Genomic DNA, 18,244 nt, shown 5'->3' with positions numbered 1-18,244 from the left:
CGTCCCGATGCTCTGAATGTTCAGCCGTTCTCCGGCCAGTAATGGGAGTCGGGCACGGAGCGCTTGCCGAAGATGGCCTGTCCGACTCGGACGCAGTTCGAACCCTCTTCGACGGCCACCTCGAAGTCACCGGACATGCCCATCGACAGCCGGCCGGCGCCGATGAGCTCCGGATCGGTCTCCCGTGCCTGCTCGCGCAGCTCGGCGAGCATTCGGAAGCAGGGACGCACGCGTTCGACGTCCGAAGAGAAGATCGCCAGGGTCATAAGGCCCTGCACCCTGAGCGTGTCGAATTCCCGCACTGCCCGGAGGAAGCCGAGCAGCTCTTCGGGCGGCATGCCGAACTTCGAGTCCTCGGCCGAGGTGTTGACCTGCACATACACGTCGAGGCTGCGTCCCTCACCCTGGAGCCGACGGTCGAGGGCACGTGCGACCTTGAGCCGGTCGAGAGCCTGGAACTCTCTTGCGAACTTCGCCACCTCTTTGGCCTTGTTCGACTGAAGATGGCCGATCACCGCCCAGTCGATGTCGAGATCGGCCATTTCATGGGACTTCCGATGCGCTTCCTGGACCTTGTTCTCCCCCAGCTTGTGGCACCCGGCCTCGACGGCCAGGCGGATGCGCTCCTGGGGAACGGTCTTGCTCACAGGGAGCAGTTCGATCTCCGAACGCTCGCGACCCGAACGTGCAGCGGCCGCCGCGATGCGTTCGTCGACCTCGGCGATGTTCGTGCGGAAATCTGCGACGGTCAGCGCCGTCGCATACTCTTCATCGTGACTGAGTCCGTAGTTCTCTCCCATGCCCTCATGGTACGCACGCGGTCCTGCTGCCGGCAGACCCTCCCGCTCCCGCCCCGATCGGCATCCGGCCGGGCGGCTGTTTCCTGCACGCACGGACGATCTCGGCCACAATGGTGGTCAGGGAGCCTCTTGACGATCAGAAAGCCAGCGAATGACATCGACACCGGGACGCCGATTGGCCAATATCGGGCCCATCGAACAGCTGCGCGCCGGTCGCCTCTGGCGACGCCTGCCTCAGCTCTTCATCGGGCTCTATCTCTTCGGCGCGGCGATGGCGATGATGGTCACGGCAGGCCTGGGGATGATGCCCTGGGACGTCCTCCATTCGGGTATCCTCAGGCATGTGCCGCTGACCTTCGGAACCATCGTCACACTGCTGTCCTTCGTCGTGCTCCTCATCTGGATCCCGCTGCGGCAGCAGCCGGGCATCGGTACGGTCCTCAACGCCCTTCTCATCGGTCCCTCGCTCGACCTCACCCGCCTGTTCCTGCCCCACCCCGAGCATCTCGGATGGAACATCGCGCTCATGATCGGAGGCGTCGTCCTCAACGGGGCCGCCTCGGCGATGTACATCGGCTCACAGTTCGGGCCGGGTCCCCGCGATGGCCTGATGACCGGCCTCTCCCGCGTCACCGGACGCTCCATCCGACTCGTGCGCACCCTCATCGAGGTCACCGTCGTCGCCGTCGGCTGGCTGCTCGGCGGAGTGGTCGGCATCGGCACCGTCCTCTACGCGGTGGGGATCGGGCCCATCACGCAGGCGCTGCTGCCGACCTTCACCGTCGAACTCCGCCCGCGGCAGGACGGCTGAGCCGCCTGCTCGAAAACGGCTTCATTCCATCGAATCGAGGATGTCGGTGAGGTCGTCGAAGGTCGTGAGCGGATTGACGATCGCGAAACGAGCGTTGGGCCTGCCGGCATGTGAACTGGGAACGACGAAGGCCCGCTGATCCTCGAGCAGCCGGTCCGACCAGGCCTCGTAGTCCTCACGCTGCCAGCCGTCGCGTTCGAAGACGACCACGGACAGTTCGGGTTCGCGGACAAGACGCAGGTTCTCGCGCCGCCTGATCTCGGTGGCGATCTCACGCGCCAGGTCGATGGAGTGACCGATCGCCTCCCGGTAGGTCTCGGCGCCGTAGCTGGCCAGTGAGTACCACAGCGGCAGCCCGCGCGGACGACGTGTCAGCTGGATGGCGAAGTCCGAGGGGCTCCACTCCTGCGCCTCGGTGAGAGTGTCGAGGTACTCGGCACGCTGCGTGTGCGCTCGCCGCCCCGTGTTCGGGTCACGGTAGATCAGCGCGCAGGCGTCGAACGGGGCGAAGAGCCACTTGTGCGGGTCGACGATGAGCGAATCGGCCTGTTCGACCCCGGCGAACCGGTGCCGGACCTGAGGAGCGAGCATCGCCGCCAGACCGTAGGCGCCGTCGATGTGGAGCCAGAAGTCGAAATCCTCCTTCAGCGCCGCGATGCCCGCGAGATCGTCGATGGTGCCGAAATTCGTCGTCCCCGAGGTCGCCACGACCGCGATCACAGCATCACCGTGCTCTGCGAGCGCCTTACGCACACCTTCGGGACGCAGGATCCCGTCCTCGCCGGTGGGCACCGGCGCGACGTCGACGTCCATGACCTCAGCCGCCGAGGCGACCGACGAATGGGCCTCGGCGCTGCACACGATCACCCACCGGGCCGGCCTCGAGGCCGCCAGCTTCTCCTTCTTCGCATTGCGCGCGGCCACGAGTGCGGAGAGGTTGCCGATGGTCCCGCCCTGGACGAAGACTCCTCCGGCGGTCCCCGGCAGACCGAACTCTCCCGCCAGCCACCGCAGCACCTCGTTCTCGGCGTGGACGACACCGGCGCCTTCGAGCCAGGAACCGCCGTAGAGGGCGCTGGCGGAGACGACCAGATCGAAGGCCACGGCGGCCTTCGTCGGAGCACTGGGGATGAAGGACAGGTACTTGGGGTGATCGGTCGAGATGCATGCGGGAGCGAAGATGTGCTCGAAGATCGCCAGCGCCCGCGCTGAGCCCAGCCCCTCCTCTGTGACGGTGGGCCCGGCCAGGCGACGCAGCTCGGCCTCGGAGGTGGGGTGGTCGAGCGGAGTGTCCTCCGCCAGAGTGCGCCGTCTCGAATACTCGAGGACCAGGTTCACCAGATTGCGGGTCTCATCGGAGACGACGTGCATGCGTGAGTGGAGACTGTCGGTCATAGGTCCTCCCGGGTCGTGTCGGATGCCGATGGGCGCGGCCCATCAGCACGAGACTATCGGCAACTGCGACTCCTGTGGGCGCGGCGAGCGCGATTGTCACGATCAGACTCGCGCGCTCCCGCCTTCCTGCTCCCCGCACCCTGCCTGCCGACCCGCGCGCGCCTATCGCAAGTTCTGACTATTGGTCACAAATACTTGCGATCTGTCGGTTTCCGGGATAGATTCGGCCCATGAGCAGCACCCCGGGACACGGCTCGACCCCGTCTCGAGCCAAGGAGGCGATCGTCGGCACCGGTCTGTCCCAGCGGCAGGTCGCCAAGGCGATCGGCATCGACGAGACGAAGCTGTCGAAGGCCCTGTCCGGTCAGCGGCGCTTCACCGCCGATGAGCTTCTCGGGCTGGCGACGTCGACCGGAGTCACCGTCAGATGGCTGCTCGGAGACGAGTCGCAGGTCTCGGCGGCACCAGAGTCGCTGGCTCCCGAGGCACAGAACCTGACCGACGTCGAGGGGCTGACCGCCGCGGAGGCGACTCCGCGCCGGCACATCGTCGAAGTCGCATGGAACCTCTTCTCCCGACACGGCTATGACTCCGTGCGCATCGCCGATATCGCGGAGACCGCGGGCGTGTCGAGCGCGAGCGTCCACTACCACTTCACGAACAAGTCGGAGCTCTTCGCCGCCACGCTGGACTATTCGGTCAAGCTCGCCTTCGACCGGCAGATCGCCTGGCTCGACGGCATCGACGATCCGAAGCACCGGCTCGAACGTCTGCTCGAACTGCAGTCGCCGATCGGGCAGACGGCACACCGCGAGTGGTCGATCTGGCTGCAGACATGGGCTCGACTCGCGCTGGAGGACGGAGGCTCGACCGAGTACCCGGCCAGCTACGAGCGCTGGTCGCGGACCGTGCGCAGCACCATCGAAGACGGTCAGGCCGAAGGGCTCTTCCGCCGCGGCGACAGTGCCGCCATGGCCGATGAGCTCACTTCCCTGCTCGATGGGCTCGGGGTCAAGGTGCTCACCGGAGTCATGGACCCCGGGACGTTCAGAATCCGACTGCAGACCTATCTCACCCGTTCGATCATCAGAACCCAACCAGAGGAGGAGTCACAATGAATCGCAAGGTCATTCTCACCTGTGCAGTCACAGGGGCCGGAGACACGACCGGCAAGAGCGAACACGTTCCCGTCACCCCGGAGGAGATCGCGAATGACGCGATCGCCGCCGCCCGCGCCGGAGCCTCTGTCGTCCACATCCACGTCCGCGACATCGAGACTAAGCAGAGCTCGCGAGAGGTCTCCTACTACCGCGAGGTCGTCCGCCGCATCCGCGCGGCCGACGTCGACCCGGTCATCAACCTCACGGCGGGCATGGGCGGCGACCTCGTCGTCGACCCGCAGGATCCGCTGACGACCATGCCGGGCACCGACCTCATCAACGCCCTCGACCGTCTCCCCCATGTCGAAGAGCTGCTGCCCGAGATCTGCACGATCGACTGCGGAACGCTCAACTTCGGGGAGGGTTCGAACATCTACGTCTCCACCCCGGACATGCTGCGGGAGGGCTCGAAGCGGATCCAGACGCTGGGGGTGCGCCCCGAACTCGAGATCTTCGACACCGGCAACCTGTGGTTTGCGAACGTGCTCGTCGAAGAGGGCCTCATCGATGCTCCGCCGCTGTACCAGCTGTGCATGGGCATCCCGTACGGTGCGCCGGCTGATCCCGGACTGCTGGCTGCCATGGTCAACATGCTGCCCAGGGGCGCGCAGTTCACCTCGTTCGCCATCGGTGCCAACCAGCTGCCCTGGGTCGCCCAGTCCGTGCTCGCAGGCGGTCATGCCCGCGTCGGCCTCGAGGACAATCTCTACATGTCCAAGGGAGTCAAGGCCACGAACGCCGACCTCACCTCCCGCGCCGTCGACATCATCACGAGCCTCGGCGCGTCCGTGGCAACCCCCGACGAAGCCCGCGAGATCCTCGATCTGCGTGTCCAGACCCCGACCATCACAGGAGCCGATCTGTGAACGATTCCCTCACCGACACCCCCGTCGTCTACCCGGACTTCGACTCGATCACCACGGTCACCTGCGTCGGTGCCGGCACGATCGGCGGCGGCTGGGCGGCCTATTTCCTCGCCCAGGGCTTCCGAGTGAAGATCTGGGATCCGGCTCCCGACGCCGGGGAGAAGTTCTCCCGCCTCCTCGACGCGGCCTGGCCCGCGCTCGAGGAGCTCGACATGGTCGCCGGCGCCGACCGCACCGCGTGGTCCGTGCACACCGACCTCGCCGAGGCAGTGACCGGAACCGGCTTCGTCCAGGAGTCGGCTCCGGAGGATCTGGACCTCAAACGCCGGCTGCTGTCCCAGGTCGATGCCGTCTGCGATCCGGGCATCGTCATCGGCTCCTCGACGTCCGGCTACAGCATGACCGAGATGGCCACCGAGGCGGCCCATCCCGAACGTCTGGTCGTCGGACACCCGTTCAATCCGCCCTACCTCATCCCGCTCGTCGAAGTCGTCGGTGGCCAGGAGAGCTCGGCTTCCGCAGTCGACTGGGCAGCCGATTTCTATGCCCACATCGGCAAGTCCGTGATCCGGATGGACCGCGAGGTACCCGGATTCATCGCCAACCGGCTCCAGGAGGCGCTGTGGCGTGAAGCTCTGTACATGGTCGAGCAGGGCGAGGCCACCGTCGAGCAGCTCGACCGCTCGATCACCGACGGACCCGGCCTGCGGTGGCCGTTCCAGGGACCGATGCTCACCTTCCACCTCGCCGGCGGCGAGGGCGGGATGGCCCATATGCTCGACCACTTCGGACCGTCCCTGAAATCGCCGTGGACGCGTCTGACGGCACCCGAGCTCACCCAGACACTCCGTGACGACGTCGTCGCCGGCTGCGATGTCGAGAGCGGCGAGCGCACGATTCCGGATCTCGTCCGTCACCGGGACGCCGGGATCATCGCGCTGCGGAAGCTCACCGCAGAACTCGCCGCCACCCATGGCGCGGATGCGGCCGCGACTGCCGCCGCGGTTCCGGCCCCGACCGAGGTCGCATCGGACCGGGCGGAGAGTCTTCCCGTCTACCTCACAGAGGTCAGCGAGGACTGGATCGACTACAACGGGCACATGTCCGAGGCCTTCTACGTGCTCGTCTTCGGCTTCGCCACTGACCAGGTGATGGACCACCTCGGTCTCGACGCCGACTATCGGAACTCGGCGAAGGCCTCGCTGTACACCGTGGAATCCCATATCCGCTACCTCGACGAGGTGGCCCTCGGGTCACAGCTGAGCGTCGTCCCGAGTCTCGTGAGCGCCGGGGAGAAGAAGCTGCATCTGGCCTATGAGATGTACGTCGACGAGCGACTCGTCGCGACCGAGGAGATCATGGCACTCCACGTCGACCAATCGACGGGCGCGGTCGTGGCTTTCCCCGCCGCCATCGCCGAGAGGATTGCGCGGACGATCACGCATCGGCCGGAGTGGGTCGGGCGCGCGATCGGCTGATCACCGCTGCCCGATCAGGGTCCGGCCGGTGGACGCGGCCAGGCCCCGACCGAGGTGCGGCCGCTGCCCACCGGCCGCACCTCGGATCGGCGGGTTTCGTCAGGATTCGAGAAGTCATCTGCGGACAGCGGCGCTATCCTGAAGTTCCCAACCGATCGTCCGGTGCGACCGCACCGCCGAGCCCACTGAGGAACCGATATGTCCGCTGATGCCGCCGAGACGACAACGATCACCTTTCCAGCCATCGCCGAGCTTCTCGGCGACCGGCCCATTCTGCGCCTGCCACAGGACGCCAGCGACCGACTGCCCTCCCGAGGGCAGGTCGCAGTCGACGGCAGCATCGACGGCACCGACTTCACCACGGTGGTCGAACCCGACGGCCGCCGAGGTCACTGGATCAGCATCGAGCCCGACCTCTGGCAGCGCCTGGGCACCTCCCCCGGCGAGGCAGTCGAAGTCAGCCTGAACCCGCGGAAGGAATGGCCTGAAGTCACCGTGCCCGAGGATCTGCGGGCGGCTCTCGACGCGGCCGTGGACCTCGATGAGGTGTGGACGAGCCTGACGGCGATGGCCCGCTGGGAATGGGTGCGGTGGATCAGAGCCACGAAGAGCGCAGACACACGGGCTCGGCGGGTGGACGTCGCGATTTCGAAGCTCGAGTCCGGCAAGCGCCGCCCCTGCTGCTTCGATCTGTCGTCGTGCACCGACCCCGAGCTGTCCAAGAGCGGCAAGCTGCTCGGGCTCTCCTGAACCCTGGGCCGGTTCGGCTCAATCCGCTGCGGGCGCGCGGAGGACCGCGCGCCCGCGGCGAATGGTCAGTGTCAGGCCGGCACCGATGGTCGAGACGATCGCGGCGGCTGCGAACAGCAGCCAGAACCCGCCGACCAGAGCGACGAGACCGGCTCCGAGCAGCGGCCCCACGAGCTGTCCGAGATTGGCGGCACTGTTGACGAGGCTGAGGTCTCGAGCATGGTCATCGGGATCGAGGAGCAGGTCCGTGGCCAGGGCGAGGCTGACGGCCATGTACGCCCCGTAGCCGGCCCCCATTACTCCGGCGGCCACGGCAGTGGTCATGAAGCTCGGGCTGATGAGGATGATCACGCCCGAGGCGGCTTGCACCAGCGCGGACAGAACCGTCCACAGCCTCCGGTTTCCTCTGCGGTCGGTGACGATGCCGACGAGGACCGCTGCGAGGACGACGAAGACCGTGTAGATGACGATGAGCACGAGCAGACGACCCTCGGCGTCGGGGGCGGGAACCCTGATGCCGTAGAGCAGGAAGAACAGCAGCAGCGAGGTGCCGAAGGCATTGCCGACGTTGATGATGAACCGGCTGATGAGAAGTCTCGTGAAGCTCGGGTCGACGAGCGAGGAGATGCGTGCCCGGGTGAGTTCCGCACGAGCGCGCAGGGCGAGCACTGCGGCATGCGGCGGCGGAGGGTCCGGCAGCAGGACGGCGCTCAGCGTCCCGATGAGGAGGATGAACCCGGCGAGCACGACGTAGGACGCGCCGGTGCTCAGCCCGAGCAGGACGATGGCTCCGACGCCGACGACGATGCCCACCGCTTGGGCGGAGCTCGCCGCGGCCGATGCGGCACCGCGCTGGTCGTCGAGCTGGTCGGCGATGAGGGCGGTGAAGGCGGCCGAGGCCACGGAGACCCCCACGGAGGTGACTACCCAGGCGGCACCGATCAGCACCGGGCCTTCGGCGCTGCCGGTGAGCAGGAGTCCGACAGCGGCAAGGAACGATCCGCCGATCGCCCAGGGCCGGCGTCGCCCGATCCGGAGGCGCGTGCGATCGGAGAACCGGCCTGCCACGGGTGCGACGATGACCCCGGCCAGGCCGCCTGTCGAGAGCACCAGCCCCGACCAGACGACGCCGTCGATCCAGTGGGCGCTCTGGGTGTCGAGCTGCAGCGGCAGCAGCAGCTGGATCGGCGTGAGCTGCACGGTCCAGATCGCCAACCAGGCGAGGGTGAACCACACCATCCATACCGACGACACGCGCGGCCGACCTCCAGGGTCGCCTCGGCGATCGGGATCGGTGGCGAAGCTCATGCCCGGGCAGCGGTGATCAGATCGCGATACCAGCGGTAGGAGGCCTTCGGGGTCCTGGTTCCGGAGTCCATATCGACGTGGACGAGTCCGAAGCGCTGGGTCCACCCATCGGCCCATTCGAAATTGTCCAGCAGCGACCACACCGTGTAGCCGTCGATGACCACGCCGGCGGCCAGGGCCTCGGTCACAGCGCGGAGGTGCTCGCGCAGGTAGTCGATGCGCTGGACATCGGCGATCTCCTCCTCGCATGTGTCCGGTTCGGGGAAGGACGCCCCGTTCTCGGAGATGACGACAGGGGGCAGACGGTCGCCGTAGCGGTGCTGCATGTCGATGAGGAGATCCCGCATCGTATCGGGCCGGATCGGCCACATCGGGCCGAACCCGGTCGTCGCAGCTCCGGGAGTCGGAACCATCTCGAAGGGCAGAGGACCGCTGGCTGCGCGCACGGTGATCGGGTTGTAGCAGTTGAAGCCGTAGACATCGTTCGGCGCCGAGATGAGTTCCATGTCTCCGGCGACCACGGGCATCTCGGGCCCGAACCCGGTCAGATCGGGGTAGGCGCCGAGGAGCAGCGGATCGGCGAAGAGCCGGTTGAGGATCGTGTCGAGCATTCCCGCGGCTGCGAGGTCGGCCTCGGAGGAGGTCTCGGGCAGGATGAGGCTGTGGTTGATCGCAGGCGAGACCTGCCGAGAGCCGTGTTCGCGCAGGATCGCGGCGGCGATGCCGTGGGCGAGCAGCTGATGATGGACTGTCGGCAGAGCGTCGAAGAGCATTGTGTGTCCGGGAGCCAGTTCTCCCAGTGCGTACCCCTGCAATGCCGTCGATGCGGGTTCGTTGATGGTGTACCAGTGGTGGACCCGGTCGCCGAGGCGGTCGGCCACGATCGCGGTGTAGTCGCCGAAGCGGTGAGCCGTGTCGCGATCGAGCCAGCCGCCGGCTGATTCCAAAGCCACCGGCAGGTCCCAGTGGTACAGGGTCGGTTCGGGTGTGATCCCGGCGGTCAGGAGCCCGTCGACGAGGCGGTCATAGTAGTCGAGGCCCGCGAAATTCACGCTCGGGTCGGTGCCCGCTTCCGGGACGATGCGAGTCCAGGAGATCGAGAACCTGTAGCGATCGAGGCCGAGGCCGGCGAGCAGCGCGATGTCCTCGTCGAACCGATGGTAGCTGTCCGGTCCCGGTTCTGCTGTGCTGCCGTCGACGACGTTTCCCGGGGTGTCGACGAAGTCATCCCAGATGGAACGCCCGCGCCCATCGGCGGTCCGTGCGCCTTCGATCTGGAAAGCAGCCGTGGCGGCGGAGAATCGGAGCCCGACGAGTTCTCGAGCATCGAGGGGAGGAATGCCGTCCATGCGTCGAATATGTCATGGAAGAGCACGGCCCGCAACAGACCCGTCAGGTGCGGGCCGGTCCGGGGACGGAGTGGATCCAAGGGTGTCTGTGGAGCTAAGGGGAATCGAACCCCTGACCTTCTCATTGCGAACGAGACGCTCTACCAACTGAGCTATAGCCCCTTGCGGTAATCAGCTTACGCCTGACACCCCCGCAGACCAAAATGGCTTCGTCACTGAACCTGTCGGCATTTGCATTCCTGGTGACAGGCCTGGTCGACGGGTACAGTCGGCAGTGAGTCCCCTCGATGAAAGGACGTGTTATGACCCAGGAATTCGGAACAGTCGTCATCGGCGCAGGCATCGGCGGCGGCACCGTTGTCGAGTCGCTTCGCGACGCCGGCTATCCCGCCTCGATCGCTCTCGTAGGAGCCGATCCGGCTGCTCCCTACTATCGCCCGGACCTGTCGAAGAAGGTGATGCTCGAAGACTCGGATCCGGCCGATTCCGCTCTGCGCGGTGAGGAATGGTATGCGGCGCACGATGTGAGCACGTTCTTCGGTACGACGGTCAGCTCCATCGATCCGGCAGCGCGGACCGTGACTCTCGATGACGGGGAACAGATCCGGTATGGCCAGGCGATCCTGGCGACCGGCTCGACCCCGCGCACGCTTGGCGTGCCCGGCGAGCAGCTGGCCAACGTCCACACCCTCCGCGACGTCGGAGACGCAGTGGCCATCCGTTCGCAGTTCGGCAAAGGCAAGAAGGTCGCCGTCATCGGCGGAGGCTGGATCGGCCTCGAGGTCGCCGCGGCGGCGAGGAGCCACGACTGCGATGTCACGGTCATCCTCCACACGGATGAACCACCTCTCTCGAGCATACTCGGGCGGGAGCTCGGCCAGCACTTCGAAGACCTGCACGAGAAGAACGCCGTCACCTTCCTCAAGCAGGCGGATACGACGTCGTTCGCCGGTTCCACCGCCGTCGAAGCCGTCGAGACCAGCGTCGGCAGCGTCCCTGCCGATCTCGTCGTCATCGGCATCGGCGCGGATCCGACTGTCGAGACGGCCGCCTCGGCGGGCCTGAAGACGGACGACGGTGTCCTCGTCGATGAGCACATGCGGACCTCCGACGGCAGCATCCTGGCCATCGGCGACCTCGCGAACGCCCAGAACATCCTGCGCGGTGAACGCCTGCGGATCGAGCACTGGGACAACGCGGTGAGACAGGCCGAGGTCGCGGCCTCGACGATCACCGGCGGCAACCGGGCCTACGATTGGCAGCCGTACTTCTACACCGACCAGTACGACCTCGGCATGGAGTACGTCGGTCGCGGCAGCGCCGGCGATGAGGTCGTCATCCGCGGCGACAAGTCCAGCGGCGAATTCATCGTGTTCTGGAGAAGGGACGGGCGGGTCACTGCGGCCATGAACGTCAACGTCTGGGACTATGGCGACGAGCTTCGCGCCCTCATCGGCAAGGAGGTCTCCGCCGAGCGCCTGGGCGATGAGCAGGTCCCGGTCGGCGAACTCTGATCAGTGCCGGTGACACAGGCTCGCGGGGTCGGTGGCTGCGGCCGCCGGCCCCGAGTCATGGATGCCGGCCGCCGTCGCCTCTGGCATCCTGGGAGACATGGATTCGCTCTTCGCCGATGAGGCTTTCGACCGTCGACCGAGCATCGTCGCTCCGGGCGCGGTGTGGATACCGGGGTTCCTCTCCGAGCAGGCGCAGAGCTGGATCATCGCTCGCTGGGCCGAATGGCAGTCCGGACCGGTGCCGCCCCATGCCACCACCATTGCCGGCCACCCGATGAGTGTGCGCACGATCGGTCTCGGGTGGCATTGGCGGCCGGGTCGTTACGATCGCCGCGCCGCCGACGTCAACAACCGCAGAGTGCTCCCCTTCCCCGATTGGATGACACGCTTGGGACGGCAGGTCCTGCAGGCGGCCACGGCAGTCGTCGACGACGCCGACGACCAGCCAGCGGACACTGTTGCCGCCTGGGGATTCGTTCCGAACGGCTACCATCCGGATGTGGCGCTCGTGAACTACTACGATGCGCAGGCGAAGATGGGCATGCATCAGGACAAGGACGAATTCGATCCGGCACCTGTCGTCTCACTGTCCCTGGGCGATACCTGCCTCTTCCGGTTCGGCAACAGCGAGCACCGCAACCGACCGTACACCGATCTCCGTCTGGCGTCCGGCGATGCATTCGTCTTCGGCGGACCGGCTCGGTTCGCCTATCACGGGGTGCGGTCGATCCAGCCGGGAACCGCACCGGAGGCCGGACGTCTGGATCACCTCGGCGGCGGAAGGATCAACATCACGATGCGCACCACCGGCCGCGGCTGAGGCTGCTCTGCGCCAGGATTCAGGATCGCTCGGAGCCGAACTCAGGGCCGGTCCGTGTCCGGATCGACGTCCTCAGCCCCGACCGGCGGCTGCGCGAGCCGGTTCGGGGAGGTCTTGCGGAAGACCGGCTGGCCGGAGAGCACCGCGGAACGTGCCAGCGTGTTGCTCGCCACCGAAGACACGATGATCAGGCACAGCACGGCCACGACGGCCATGAGCAGTGACACCCAGTCGAAGCCCGATGCGTGCAGGTCGAAGACGTAGGCGGCGACGACGATGAGCGGCATGCCCAGTCCCGTCGCCGGGGAGAACACATTGATCCGCGACAGCGAGTCGCGGACCCGGAACATCGCCAGTGCGGAGGACAGCAGCAGCAGTGAGCCGGTGATGCCGAAGATCCCGACGAGGACGGTGGCCAGTGTCTCGTTCATCAGCGGTGCCCCCTGGTGAGGATGCGGGCCAGAGCGATGGTCGCGAGGATCCCCACCATGGAGGAGAGGAAGACGACGTCGAGGACGACCGAGGAGGACACGGCGATGCCGAGCATCGTCACGATCGCGATGGACGAGAAGTAGATGAGGTCCGAGACCACCGCCCGCGAACCCTGGTCACGGGCGGTGAGGACTCGGACGAGGCCGATGATGATGGCTGCGGCGAGGATGAGCGCGCAGATGCTGACGACGACGGTCATGGGCGTTCTCCTTCGGACTCGGTGCGCAGCCCGGGGGCCCGTCCCCGGGTCATGGCGAGCAGACGGGACTCCATGTCGATGAGTCCGGCCAGGGCCTCTTCCTCCGATTCCTCGAACAGCGCATGGACGAACAGCACGGGCGGCTGTGTCGAGGTCCCGGCGGCGATGGCTGCGACGAGCGTGCCCGGGGTGATCGTGATCGACGAGGCGAAGAGCGTGACCTCGAGGTCCGTGGCGCAGCGCAGCGGAAGCTCGACGATCATCGGCTGCGCGTAATCGGCCCGGAACAGTCGGGTGACGACGGTGAAGGAGCCGGTGACGACGGCCCGCAGGATGAAGCCGACATAGGACACGCCGCGGATGATTCGAATCAAGGTGTCATCACCGCCTGAACGTAGTCGCTGTGATCGAGAAGACCGTCGGCGGCCCGCTGGGTGATGTCGAGCAGCGGCTCCGGGAAGCAGAAGAGCGCCGCGGAGAGGCCGATCATGATCGTGGCCGGCACGAGCAGCCGTGCGGGGATGCGCACACTGCGGAGGATCGGCTGTGCCGGGGCACGACCGGTCTCGGCCGAATCGGGACGATAGGTCTGCATCGGCGGCCCCCAGAAGGTGTTGCGCCATGTGCGCTGCAGGGCCAGCAGGCTGATGAGGGCTCCGACGACGATGGTCGACACGAGGACCCACCCGCGGCCGCTGCCGCTGTCCGTGGCCGCGGTGATGAGCCCGACCTTGCCCCACAGTCCCGAGGTCGGCGGCAGGCCGATGAGCGAGAAGAGTCCGAGGACCATGAGCACGGTCGCCCATCTCTCGCGTCCGGCGAGTCCGGACAGCTTCCGGAAGGACCCAGTCCCGTAGGTCTGCTCGACCGCGCCCATGATGAGCAGCAGGCCCGCCATCGTGATCATGTGATGGACCATGTAGAAAGCGCCGGCGCCGAGCGCGGCCGAGGTCAGCAGGGTGACGCCGAGCAGGATGTGTCCGACGCCCGCGATCATCTGGAATCCGAGGACGTTGCGAACGCGCACCTGCCCGAACCCGGAGATCGCACCGATGAGGATGCTGACCACGGCGACGATGAGCAGCACGGACACCCAGGGAGCAGGATCACCGTAGACCGTGGTGTAGATGCGGTAGATCGCGTAGAGGCCGACCTTCGAATGGAGCCCGGAGAACAGGGACATCATGCCGGCCGAGGTGTTCGGATAGCTGCGCACGAGCCACCCGTGGAAGGGCGCGCCACCGGCCTTGATGAGCAGCGACAGCAGCACCACGCCGAGGGCGATGCCAGCCTGTCCGGTCGGTCTGCCCTGGTCGGCGAGGACGGCGAGGTTGACCGTGCCGGTGGCACCGTAGACGAACCCGACGCCGATGAGCAGCATCGTCGAGGTGAGCAGGTTGACCATGACGTAGAGACGTCCGATGCCGAGTCTGCGCCAGGTGCCGGTGACGGCGATGAGCGCATAGGCCGGCAGCATCATCACTTCGACGAACACGAAGAAGTTGAACAGATCACCTGTCAGCAGAGCGCCGTAGACGCCGGTGAGCATCATCAGGATCAGCGCCGGCACGAAGCGGTACTGGTCTTCTCCGGTGATGATGAGGAAGAGACAGCTGACGAGCGCGACCAGCGAGGTCAGCACGAGCATGAGCGCGGTGAAGGTGTCAGAGACGAACACGATCGCAAGTCCGGGTACGTAGTCTCCCACTGAATGAGCGATCACCGGTGTGTCCCGATGGATGCCGAGCAGCCAGATTCCGCTGCCGCCGACGAAGATCGGCGCGGCCAGGAGCAGGAGACGGTCGAAGGTGCGAGAGGTGATGAGCACGCTCAGCGCCGAGGACAGCAGAGGCACGCCGATGAGCAGGAGGAGAAGGGCCGAGTTCATGAGTCGCGCTCCTCCCCCGTCTCGGGACTGCGTTGCTGGTCGTCGTCATGGCCGAGCACGGCCAGGGCGAGCATGAAGATGGTCACGGCCAGGGTGATGACGATGGCGGTGAGGACGAAGGCCTGAGGCAGCGGATCCGCCGCTTCGGCCAGACCGCCGCGACCGGCCAGCGGTTCGTCTCTCCAGGCACCGACTCCCGCCGAGAGCAGGATGAAGTTCGCCGCGTGCGAGATGAGGGTGAGGCCGAAGACTCCCCTGACCATCGACCGCTGCATCATGAGGTAGACGCCGCCGGCGGTGAGGACGCCGATGGTGAGTGCGAGGATCACGGTGCCTCCTGCCTTTCGACGGGCGGATCCTCATGCCGTTCGACCGGCGGGTCTCCGCGCAGGATGTGCGTCGAGGTCGCGCGCACCCGCTCCTCCGCCGAAGCCTGGGCGGCCCGTCTGCTGCGTTCCGGCCGTTCCCCGCGGATCGCTTCCATCGGACCGCTGAGCTCGCCGTAGAGCAGCTCGTCGGCGCGTTCGCGGGTGCGTTCGACGTCACGGTGGATGATGCCGTTGGTGAGCACATCGTCACCGGCCGGAGTCGCGGCCGAATCCGAGACGCCGAGGAGGTTGAACGACAGCAGCATGAGTCCGAGCACCGCAAGATAGACGCCGAGGTCGAACAGCATCGACGTCGTCCAATGCTGACCGGCGAATTCGGTGTGCATGGGTTTGAGGAAGGAACCGGCGAAGACGAGCCCGATGATCCCGGTCACCACTGCGGTGGCGACGCCGGAGCCGATGAGGTACAGCGGTGCCCGCGGCGGACCGATCGCGCGGTCCTTCGCCGTCGACAAGTAGGCCAGTCCGATGACCGCCGCCCCCACGAGCGCGGCGATGAATCCCCCGCCCGGTGAGTTGTGCCCGCGCCAGAAGATCAGCACGGAGGTCACGGCCAGCAGCGGGCCGAGGACCTTGATCGTCAGCTGCAGCGGGATGACGTTCGGCCATGCTTCATGGACGGCACGGTAGGCGGTGGTGCCCTTCGGCCTGATCGACACCCACGGCGGACGCGGGGGTTCGGGAATGTTCTCGGCCGGAGGATCGATGTACTTGTCCTTCACCGTCGACATGACGGCGACGATGGCGATGCCGGCCATACCGAGCACTGTCAGCTCCCCCAGGGTGTCGAGCGCACGGAATTCGACGAGGATCGTGTTGACGATGTTGTCTCCCCCACTGATCTCGGGAGCATGCTCGAGATAGTAGCGGCCGAGATCGGAGCGCTCCCGGCGCCCGTTGAGGACAAGGGTCAGAGCACTCATGCAGGCTCCGACGATGATCGCGAAGATCAGGCGGGGACTCTGCTTCCGTTTCGGATAGCGCCAGAACGACCGAGGCAGCTTCTGCAGCACGAGCATGATCACGATGATCGTCATCGCCTCGACGAGCAGCTGGGTGAGGGTGACGTCGGGGGCGCCGAGGGCGAGGATCTGCACCGTGGCGAGGATCCCCACCGCGGAGAGCGCGACCACTGTCGTCAGGCGCGAATGGGACGTGCAGACGACGAGCACGGCGACGGCGATGAGCACGAGGAGGATGAGGTCCACAGGACGTGCCAGCCCCTCCTGCAGAGGCGGCAGATCCCGGTATACGGCGGGAATCGCACCGATGGCCAGCACGCTCAGCCCCGCCAGGGACAGGGCGAGGTAGGGCCCGGAATTCGCCGGTCTCACGAATGCCGAGAGCACGTGGCCGGCGCGGCGCAGCCCCCGGTTGAGCGCGTCGATCACATCCGAGCCGTCGAAGGGCAGTGTGGCCCGGTGGAAGAAGACGAAGACCTGCGAGCGTTTGACGATGATGAGCACACCGACGGCGATGATCAGAGCCGAGGCGAGCAGTTCGATGTTCACTCCGTGCCACAGCGCCAGATGCACAGACCCTGTCGCGGTCGGCATCGCCGCGCGAACCACCTGATCGAGCGGGTTGTCGAAGGCGAAGAGCACGAAGCTCAACGGGATCGAGGCGACGATCGGCAAGGCCGCGGCCGTGAGCATGACGGACGAGCCCTGGTGGAGGCGGCGCGGCTCGGGTTCGCGCCCGTCGATGAAGCTGCCCCAGACGGTCTTCGCACAGTAGGCGAACGTGAGCACGGAGGCGCCGACGGCGACGAGGAGAGTCGTCCACCCGGTCCAGTCGCCTCCCGGTGCTTCGCCGAGGGCCACGAACAGGGACTCCTTCGACACGAAACCCAGCAGCGGCGGGATGCCCGCCATCGACGCGCAGCCGATGATCATGACCGCAAACGAGGCGGGGGCGGTGCGCATGAGCTTGGGGATGCGTGCCAGATCGCGGGTCCCCGCGAGATGATCGACGACGCCGACCATCATGAACAGGCCGGATTTGAATAGGGCGTGGGCGATGACGTGCAGGGTGGCCGCGGCGATGCCCGCCTCGGTGCCGACGCCGATGACGGCGGTGATGAGACCGAGCTGCGAGACAGTCGAATAGGCCATGAGCTTCTTCACATCGTGCTGGTTGAGCGCGAACCAGCCGCCGAGGCAGGCCGTGATCAGCCCGGCGCCGATGAGCAGACCGTTCCAGGCGGGGGTCGCGTGGAAGGTCGGCGAGAACCGCAGCAGCAGGAAGATCCCGGCTTTCACCACTGCCGCAGCGTGCAGATAGGCCGAGACCGGAGTGGCGGCGGCCATCGCGTCGGGCAGCCAGGGATGGAACGGGAACTGGGCGGATTTGGTCATGGCCGCGATCGCGACGAGAAGCGCGACGAGGGTCGTCACCTCGGGCTGGCCCGCCCAGACGGGAGAGCTGATCGCCTCATGCAGGTTCGTCGTCCCGGTCGCCGCGATGATGACCCCGGTCGCGACCAGCAGGCTGAGTCCCCCGATGAAGGTGAAGAGCATGGTGCGCAGGGCGGGCGCCTGCCCCGGCGAGCCGGACCGGGCGATGAGGAAGAACGACGCAAGCGAGGTCAGCTCCCAGCACACGAACAGGACGAGGACGTCGTTGCTGAGCACGAGAGCGACCATGGAGAAGGTGAAGATCACCATCAGCCAGTAGAAGCTCGTATTGCGTCCCGGTGAGAGGTACTTCGTCGAGTAGGCGAAGACCACGGCGCCGATGATCAGCGCGATATAGGTGAAGACGACGCCGATGCCGTCGGCGCGCAGGGCCAGATCGACACCCAGCGTGGGAATCCAGGGATAGGAGACCTCCGGGGTGTTCCCGGCCATCACCTCGGCGGCGGTGGGGGTGAACAGTCCGGCCACGCCCAGATAGGCGGCTGCCAGGGGCCAACCGCTGGCCCTCCCCGCAACGCGGGTGAGAAAGGGAGTGAGGGCGATGAGTGCGGCAAGTGCGATAATCGTTAGGATCATGACCGGGCCTCAGCGGCCGCGGGCACAGGTGA

17 protein-coding genes and 1 tRNA gene are annotated in these 18,244 nt (G+C 66.7%); 7 read left to right on the top strand and 11 right to left on the bottom strand.

The window, feature by feature from the left end; all coding sequences use genetic code 11:
- Positions 1 to 20 precede the first annotated feature (20 nt).
- Positions 21 to 800 (bottom strand): YggS family pyridoxal phosphate-dependent enzyme, encoded by a 780-nt coding sequence (locus tag IIE29_RS10425; RefSeq protein ID WP_209325171.1) that lies wholly within the window; start codon positions 798 to 800, stop codon positions 21 to 23.
- Positions 801 to 951: 151 nt separating this feature from the next.
- Here IIE29_RS10425 and yczE point away from each other — a divergent pair, with 151 nt between their 5' ends.
- On the top strand, positions 952 to 1,611 hold the full coding sequence (gene yczE / locus IIE29_RS10420; RefSeq protein ID WP_209325170.1) for a membrane protein YczE: 660 nt from the start codon (positions 952 to 954) through the stop codon (positions 1,609 to 1,611).
- Between the two features lie 21 nt (positions 1,612 to 1,632).
- On the opposite strand, the gene IIE29_RS10415 is transcribed toward yczE, so the two are convergent.
- A complete protein-coding gene (locus IIE29_RS10415) occupies positions 1,633 to 3,006 on the bottom strand; it encodes a pyridoxal phosphate-dependent decarboxylase family protein (RefSeq protein ID WP_209325169.1) in 1,374 nt (457 codons plus the stop codon).
- Positions 3,007 to 3,236: 230 nt separating this feature from the next.
- Between IIE29_RS10415 and IIE29_RS10410 the strand changes: the two genes are divergently transcribed.
- The 4 genes from IIE29_RS10410 to IIE29_RS10395 all read left to right on the top strand — a co-directional run bounded on the left by IIE29_RS10410 (position 3,237) and on the right by IIE29_RS10395 (position 7,260).
- Positions 3,237 to 4,124 carry a TetR family transcriptional regulator C-terminal domain-containing protein gene (locus IIE29_RS10410; protein ID WP_209325168.1) on the top strand — a complete coding sequence of 296 codons (888 nt, stop codon included), beginning with the start codon at positions 3,237 to 3,239 and terminating at the stop codon, positions 4,122 to 4,124.
- Positions 4,121 to 5,032: a beta-keto acid cleavage family enzyme gene (locus IIE29_RS10405; RefSeq protein WP_209325167.1), complete on the top strand. Its 912-nt coding sequence runs from the start codon at positions 4,121 to 4,123 to the stop codon at positions 5,030 to 5,032. Before IIE29_RS10410 ends, IIE29_RS10405 begins: the two co-directional genes overlap by 4 nt.
- The gene (locus IIE29_RS17150; protein ID WP_209325166.1) at positions 5,029 to 6,510 is read left to right on the top strand and encodes a 3-hydroxyacyl-CoA dehydrogenase NAD-binding domain-containing protein; all 1,482 of its coding nucleotides are present in this window, start codon (positions 5,029 to 5,031) and stop codon (positions 6,508 to 6,510) included. Before IIE29_RS10405 ends, IIE29_RS17150 begins: the two co-directional genes overlap by 4 nt.
- 198 nt (positions 6,511 to 6,708) lie before the next feature.
- Complete coding sequence (locus IIE29_RS10395; protein WP_209325165.1) at positions 6,709 to 7,260, top strand: YdeI/OmpD-associated family protein; 552 nt, start codon at positions 6,709 to 6,711, stop codon at positions 7,258 to 7,260.
- An 18-nt stretch (positions 7,261 to 7,278) separates the two neighbouring features.
- On the opposite strand, the gene IIE29_RS10390 is transcribed toward IIE29_RS10395, so the two are convergent.
- From IIE29_RS10390 to IIE29_RS10380, 3 genes are all read right to left on the bottom strand, one after another.
- Complete coding sequence (locus IIE29_RS10390) at positions 7,279 to 8,514, bottom strand: MFS transporter (RefSeq protein WP_343071867.1); 1,236 nt, start codon at positions 8,512 to 8,514, stop codon at positions 7,279 to 7,281.
- Positions 8,515 to 8,564: 50 nt separating this feature from the next.
- Positions 8,565 to 9,917 carry a GH1 family beta-glucosidase gene (locus IIE29_RS10385; RefSeq protein WP_209325164.1) on the bottom strand — a complete coding sequence of 451 codons (1,353 nt, stop codon included), beginning with the start codon at positions 9,915 to 9,917 and terminating at the stop codon, positions 8,565 to 8,567.
- 89 nt (positions 9,918 to 10,006) lie between these two features.
- Positions 10,007 to 10,079: transfer RNA gene (locus tag IIE29_RS10380), tRNA-Ala, on the bottom strand.
- Positions 10,080 to 10,219: 140 nt separating this feature from the next.
- On the opposite strand from IIE29_RS10380, the gene IIE29_RS10375 reads away from it, so the two are divergent.
- Together IIE29_RS10375 and IIE29_RS10370 are read left to right on the top strand one after the other, a co-directional pair.
- Complete coding sequence (locus IIE29_RS10375) at positions 10,220 to 11,431, top strand: NAD(P)/FAD-dependent oxidoreductase (protein ID WP_209325163.1); 1,212 nt, start codon at positions 10,220 to 10,222, stop codon at positions 11,429 to 11,431.
- A 97-nt stretch (positions 11,432 to 11,528) separates the two neighbouring features.
- Positions 11,529 to 12,251 (top strand): alpha-ketoglutarate-dependent dioxygenase AlkB family protein, encoded by a 723-nt coding sequence (locus IIE29_RS10370; RefSeq protein WP_209325162.1) that lies wholly within the window; start codon positions 11,529 to 11,531, stop codon positions 12,249 to 12,251.
- A 41-nt stretch (positions 12,252 to 12,292) separates the two neighbouring features.
- Here the strand turns inward: IIE29_RS10370 and IIE29_RS10365 are convergent, their stop codons facing one another.
- From IIE29_RS10365 to IIE29_RS10340, 6 genes are read right to left on the bottom strand one after another with little or no spacing between them, the layout of a single operon-like run.
- Positions 12,293 to 12,682 (bottom strand): cation:proton antiporter, encoded by a 390-nt coding sequence (locus tag IIE29_RS10365; RefSeq protein WP_209325161.1) that lies wholly within the window; start codon positions 12,680 to 12,682, stop codon positions 12,293 to 12,295.
- On the bottom strand, positions 12,682 to 12,942 hold the full coding sequence (locus tag IIE29_RS10360) for a monovalent cation/H+ antiporter complex subunit F (RefSeq protein WP_209325160.1): 261 nt from the start codon (positions 12,940 to 12,942) through the stop codon (positions 12,682 to 12,684). Before IIE29_RS10360 ends, IIE29_RS10365 begins: the two co-directional genes overlap by 1 nt.
- The gene (locus tag IIE29_RS10355; RefSeq protein ID WP_216629698.1) at positions 12,939 to 13,316 is read right to left on the bottom strand and encodes a Na+/H+ antiporter subunit E; all 378 of its coding nucleotides are present in this window, start codon (positions 13,314 to 13,316) and stop codon (positions 12,939 to 12,941) included. Before IIE29_RS10355 ends, IIE29_RS10360 begins: the two co-directional genes overlap by 4 nt.
- Positions 13,313 to 14,830: a monovalent cation/H+ antiporter subunit D family protein gene (locus tag IIE29_RS10350; protein ID WP_209325159.1), complete on the bottom strand. Its 1,518-nt coding sequence runs from the start codon at positions 14,828 to 14,830 to the stop codon at positions 13,313 to 13,315. The genes IIE29_RS10355 and IIE29_RS10350 overlap by 4 nt, the downstream gene beginning before the upstream one ends.
- Positions 14,827 to 15,159, bottom strand: coding sequence for a sodium:proton antiporter (locus IIE29_RS10345; protein ID WP_209325158.1), 333 nt, complete (start codon positions 15,157 to 15,159; stop codon positions 14,827 to 14,829). Before IIE29_RS10345 ends, IIE29_RS10350 begins: the two co-directional genes overlap by 4 nt.
- Entirely contained in the window at positions 15,156 to 18,212 is a 3,057-nt protein-coding gene (locus IIE29_RS10340; RefSeq protein WP_209325157.1) for a DUF4040 family protein, read from the bottom strand. Before IIE29_RS10340 ends, IIE29_RS10345 begins: the two co-directional genes overlap by 4 nt.
- Between the last annotated feature and the right edge of the window lie 32 nt (positions 18,213 to 18,244).

The organism is Brevibacterium renqingii (genome assembly GCF_017808095.1).
GTDB classification, from domain to species: Bacteria; Actinomycetota; Actinomycetes; order Actinomycetales; family Brevibacteriaceae; genus Brevibacterium; species Brevibacterium renqingii.
Note: the sequence above shows the minus strand (reverse complement) of the source record. Positions and strands in the feature narration are given on the sequence as shown.

Bases quoted from the DNA above. Each gene is read 5' to 3' on its own strand.
- IIE29_RS10425 (WP_209325171.1), bottom strand. From the start codon at position 800: ATGGGAGAGAACTACGGACTCAGTCACGATGAAGAGTATGCGACGGCG.
- yczE (WP_209325170.1), top strand. From the start codon at position 952: ATGACATCGACACCGGGACGCCGATTGGCCAATATCGGGCCCATCGAA.
- IIE29_RS10415 (WP_209325169.1), bottom strand. From the start codon at position 3,006: ATGACCGACAGTCTCCACTCACGCATGCACGTCGTCTCCGATGAGACC.
- IIE29_RS10410 (WP_209325168.1), top strand. From the start codon at position 3,237: ATGAGCAGCACCCCGGGACACGGCTCGACCCCGTCTCGAGCCAAGGAG.
- IIE29_RS10405 (WP_209325167.1), top strand. From the start codon at position 4,121: ATGAATCGCAAGGTCATTCTCACCTGTGCAGTCACAGGGGCCGGAGAC.
- IIE29_RS10395 (WP_209325165.1), top strand. From the start codon at position 6,709: ATGTCCGCTGATGCCGCCGAGACGACAACGATCACCTTTCCAGCCATC.
- IIE29_RS10385 (WP_209325164.1), bottom strand. From the start codon at position 9,917: ATGGACGGCATTCCTCCCCTCGATGCTCGAGAACTCGTCGGGCTCCGA.
- IIE29_RS10375 (WP_209325163.1), top strand. From the start codon at position 10,220: ATGACCCAGGAATTCGGAACAGTCGTCATCGGCGCAGGCATCGGCGGC.
- IIE29_RS10370 (WP_209325162.1), top strand. From the start codon at position 11,529: ATGGATTCGCTCTTCGCCGATGAGGCTTTCGACCGTCGACCGAGCATC.
- IIE29_RS10365 (WP_209325161.1), bottom strand. From the start codon at position 12,682: ATGAACGAGACACTGGCCACCGTCCTCGTCGGGATCTTCGGCATCACC.
- IIE29_RS10360 (WP_209325160.1), bottom strand. From the start codon at position 12,942: ATGACCGTCGTCGTCAGCATCTGCGCGCTCATCCTCGCCGCAGCCATC.
- IIE29_RS10350 (WP_209325159.1), bottom strand. From the start codon at position 14,830: ATGAACTCGGCCCTTCTCCTCCTGCTCATCGGCGTGCCTCTGCTGTCC.
- IIE29_RS10340 (WP_209325157.1), bottom strand. From the start codon at position 18,212: ATGATCCTAACGATTATCGCACTTGCCGCACTCATCGCCCTCACTCCC.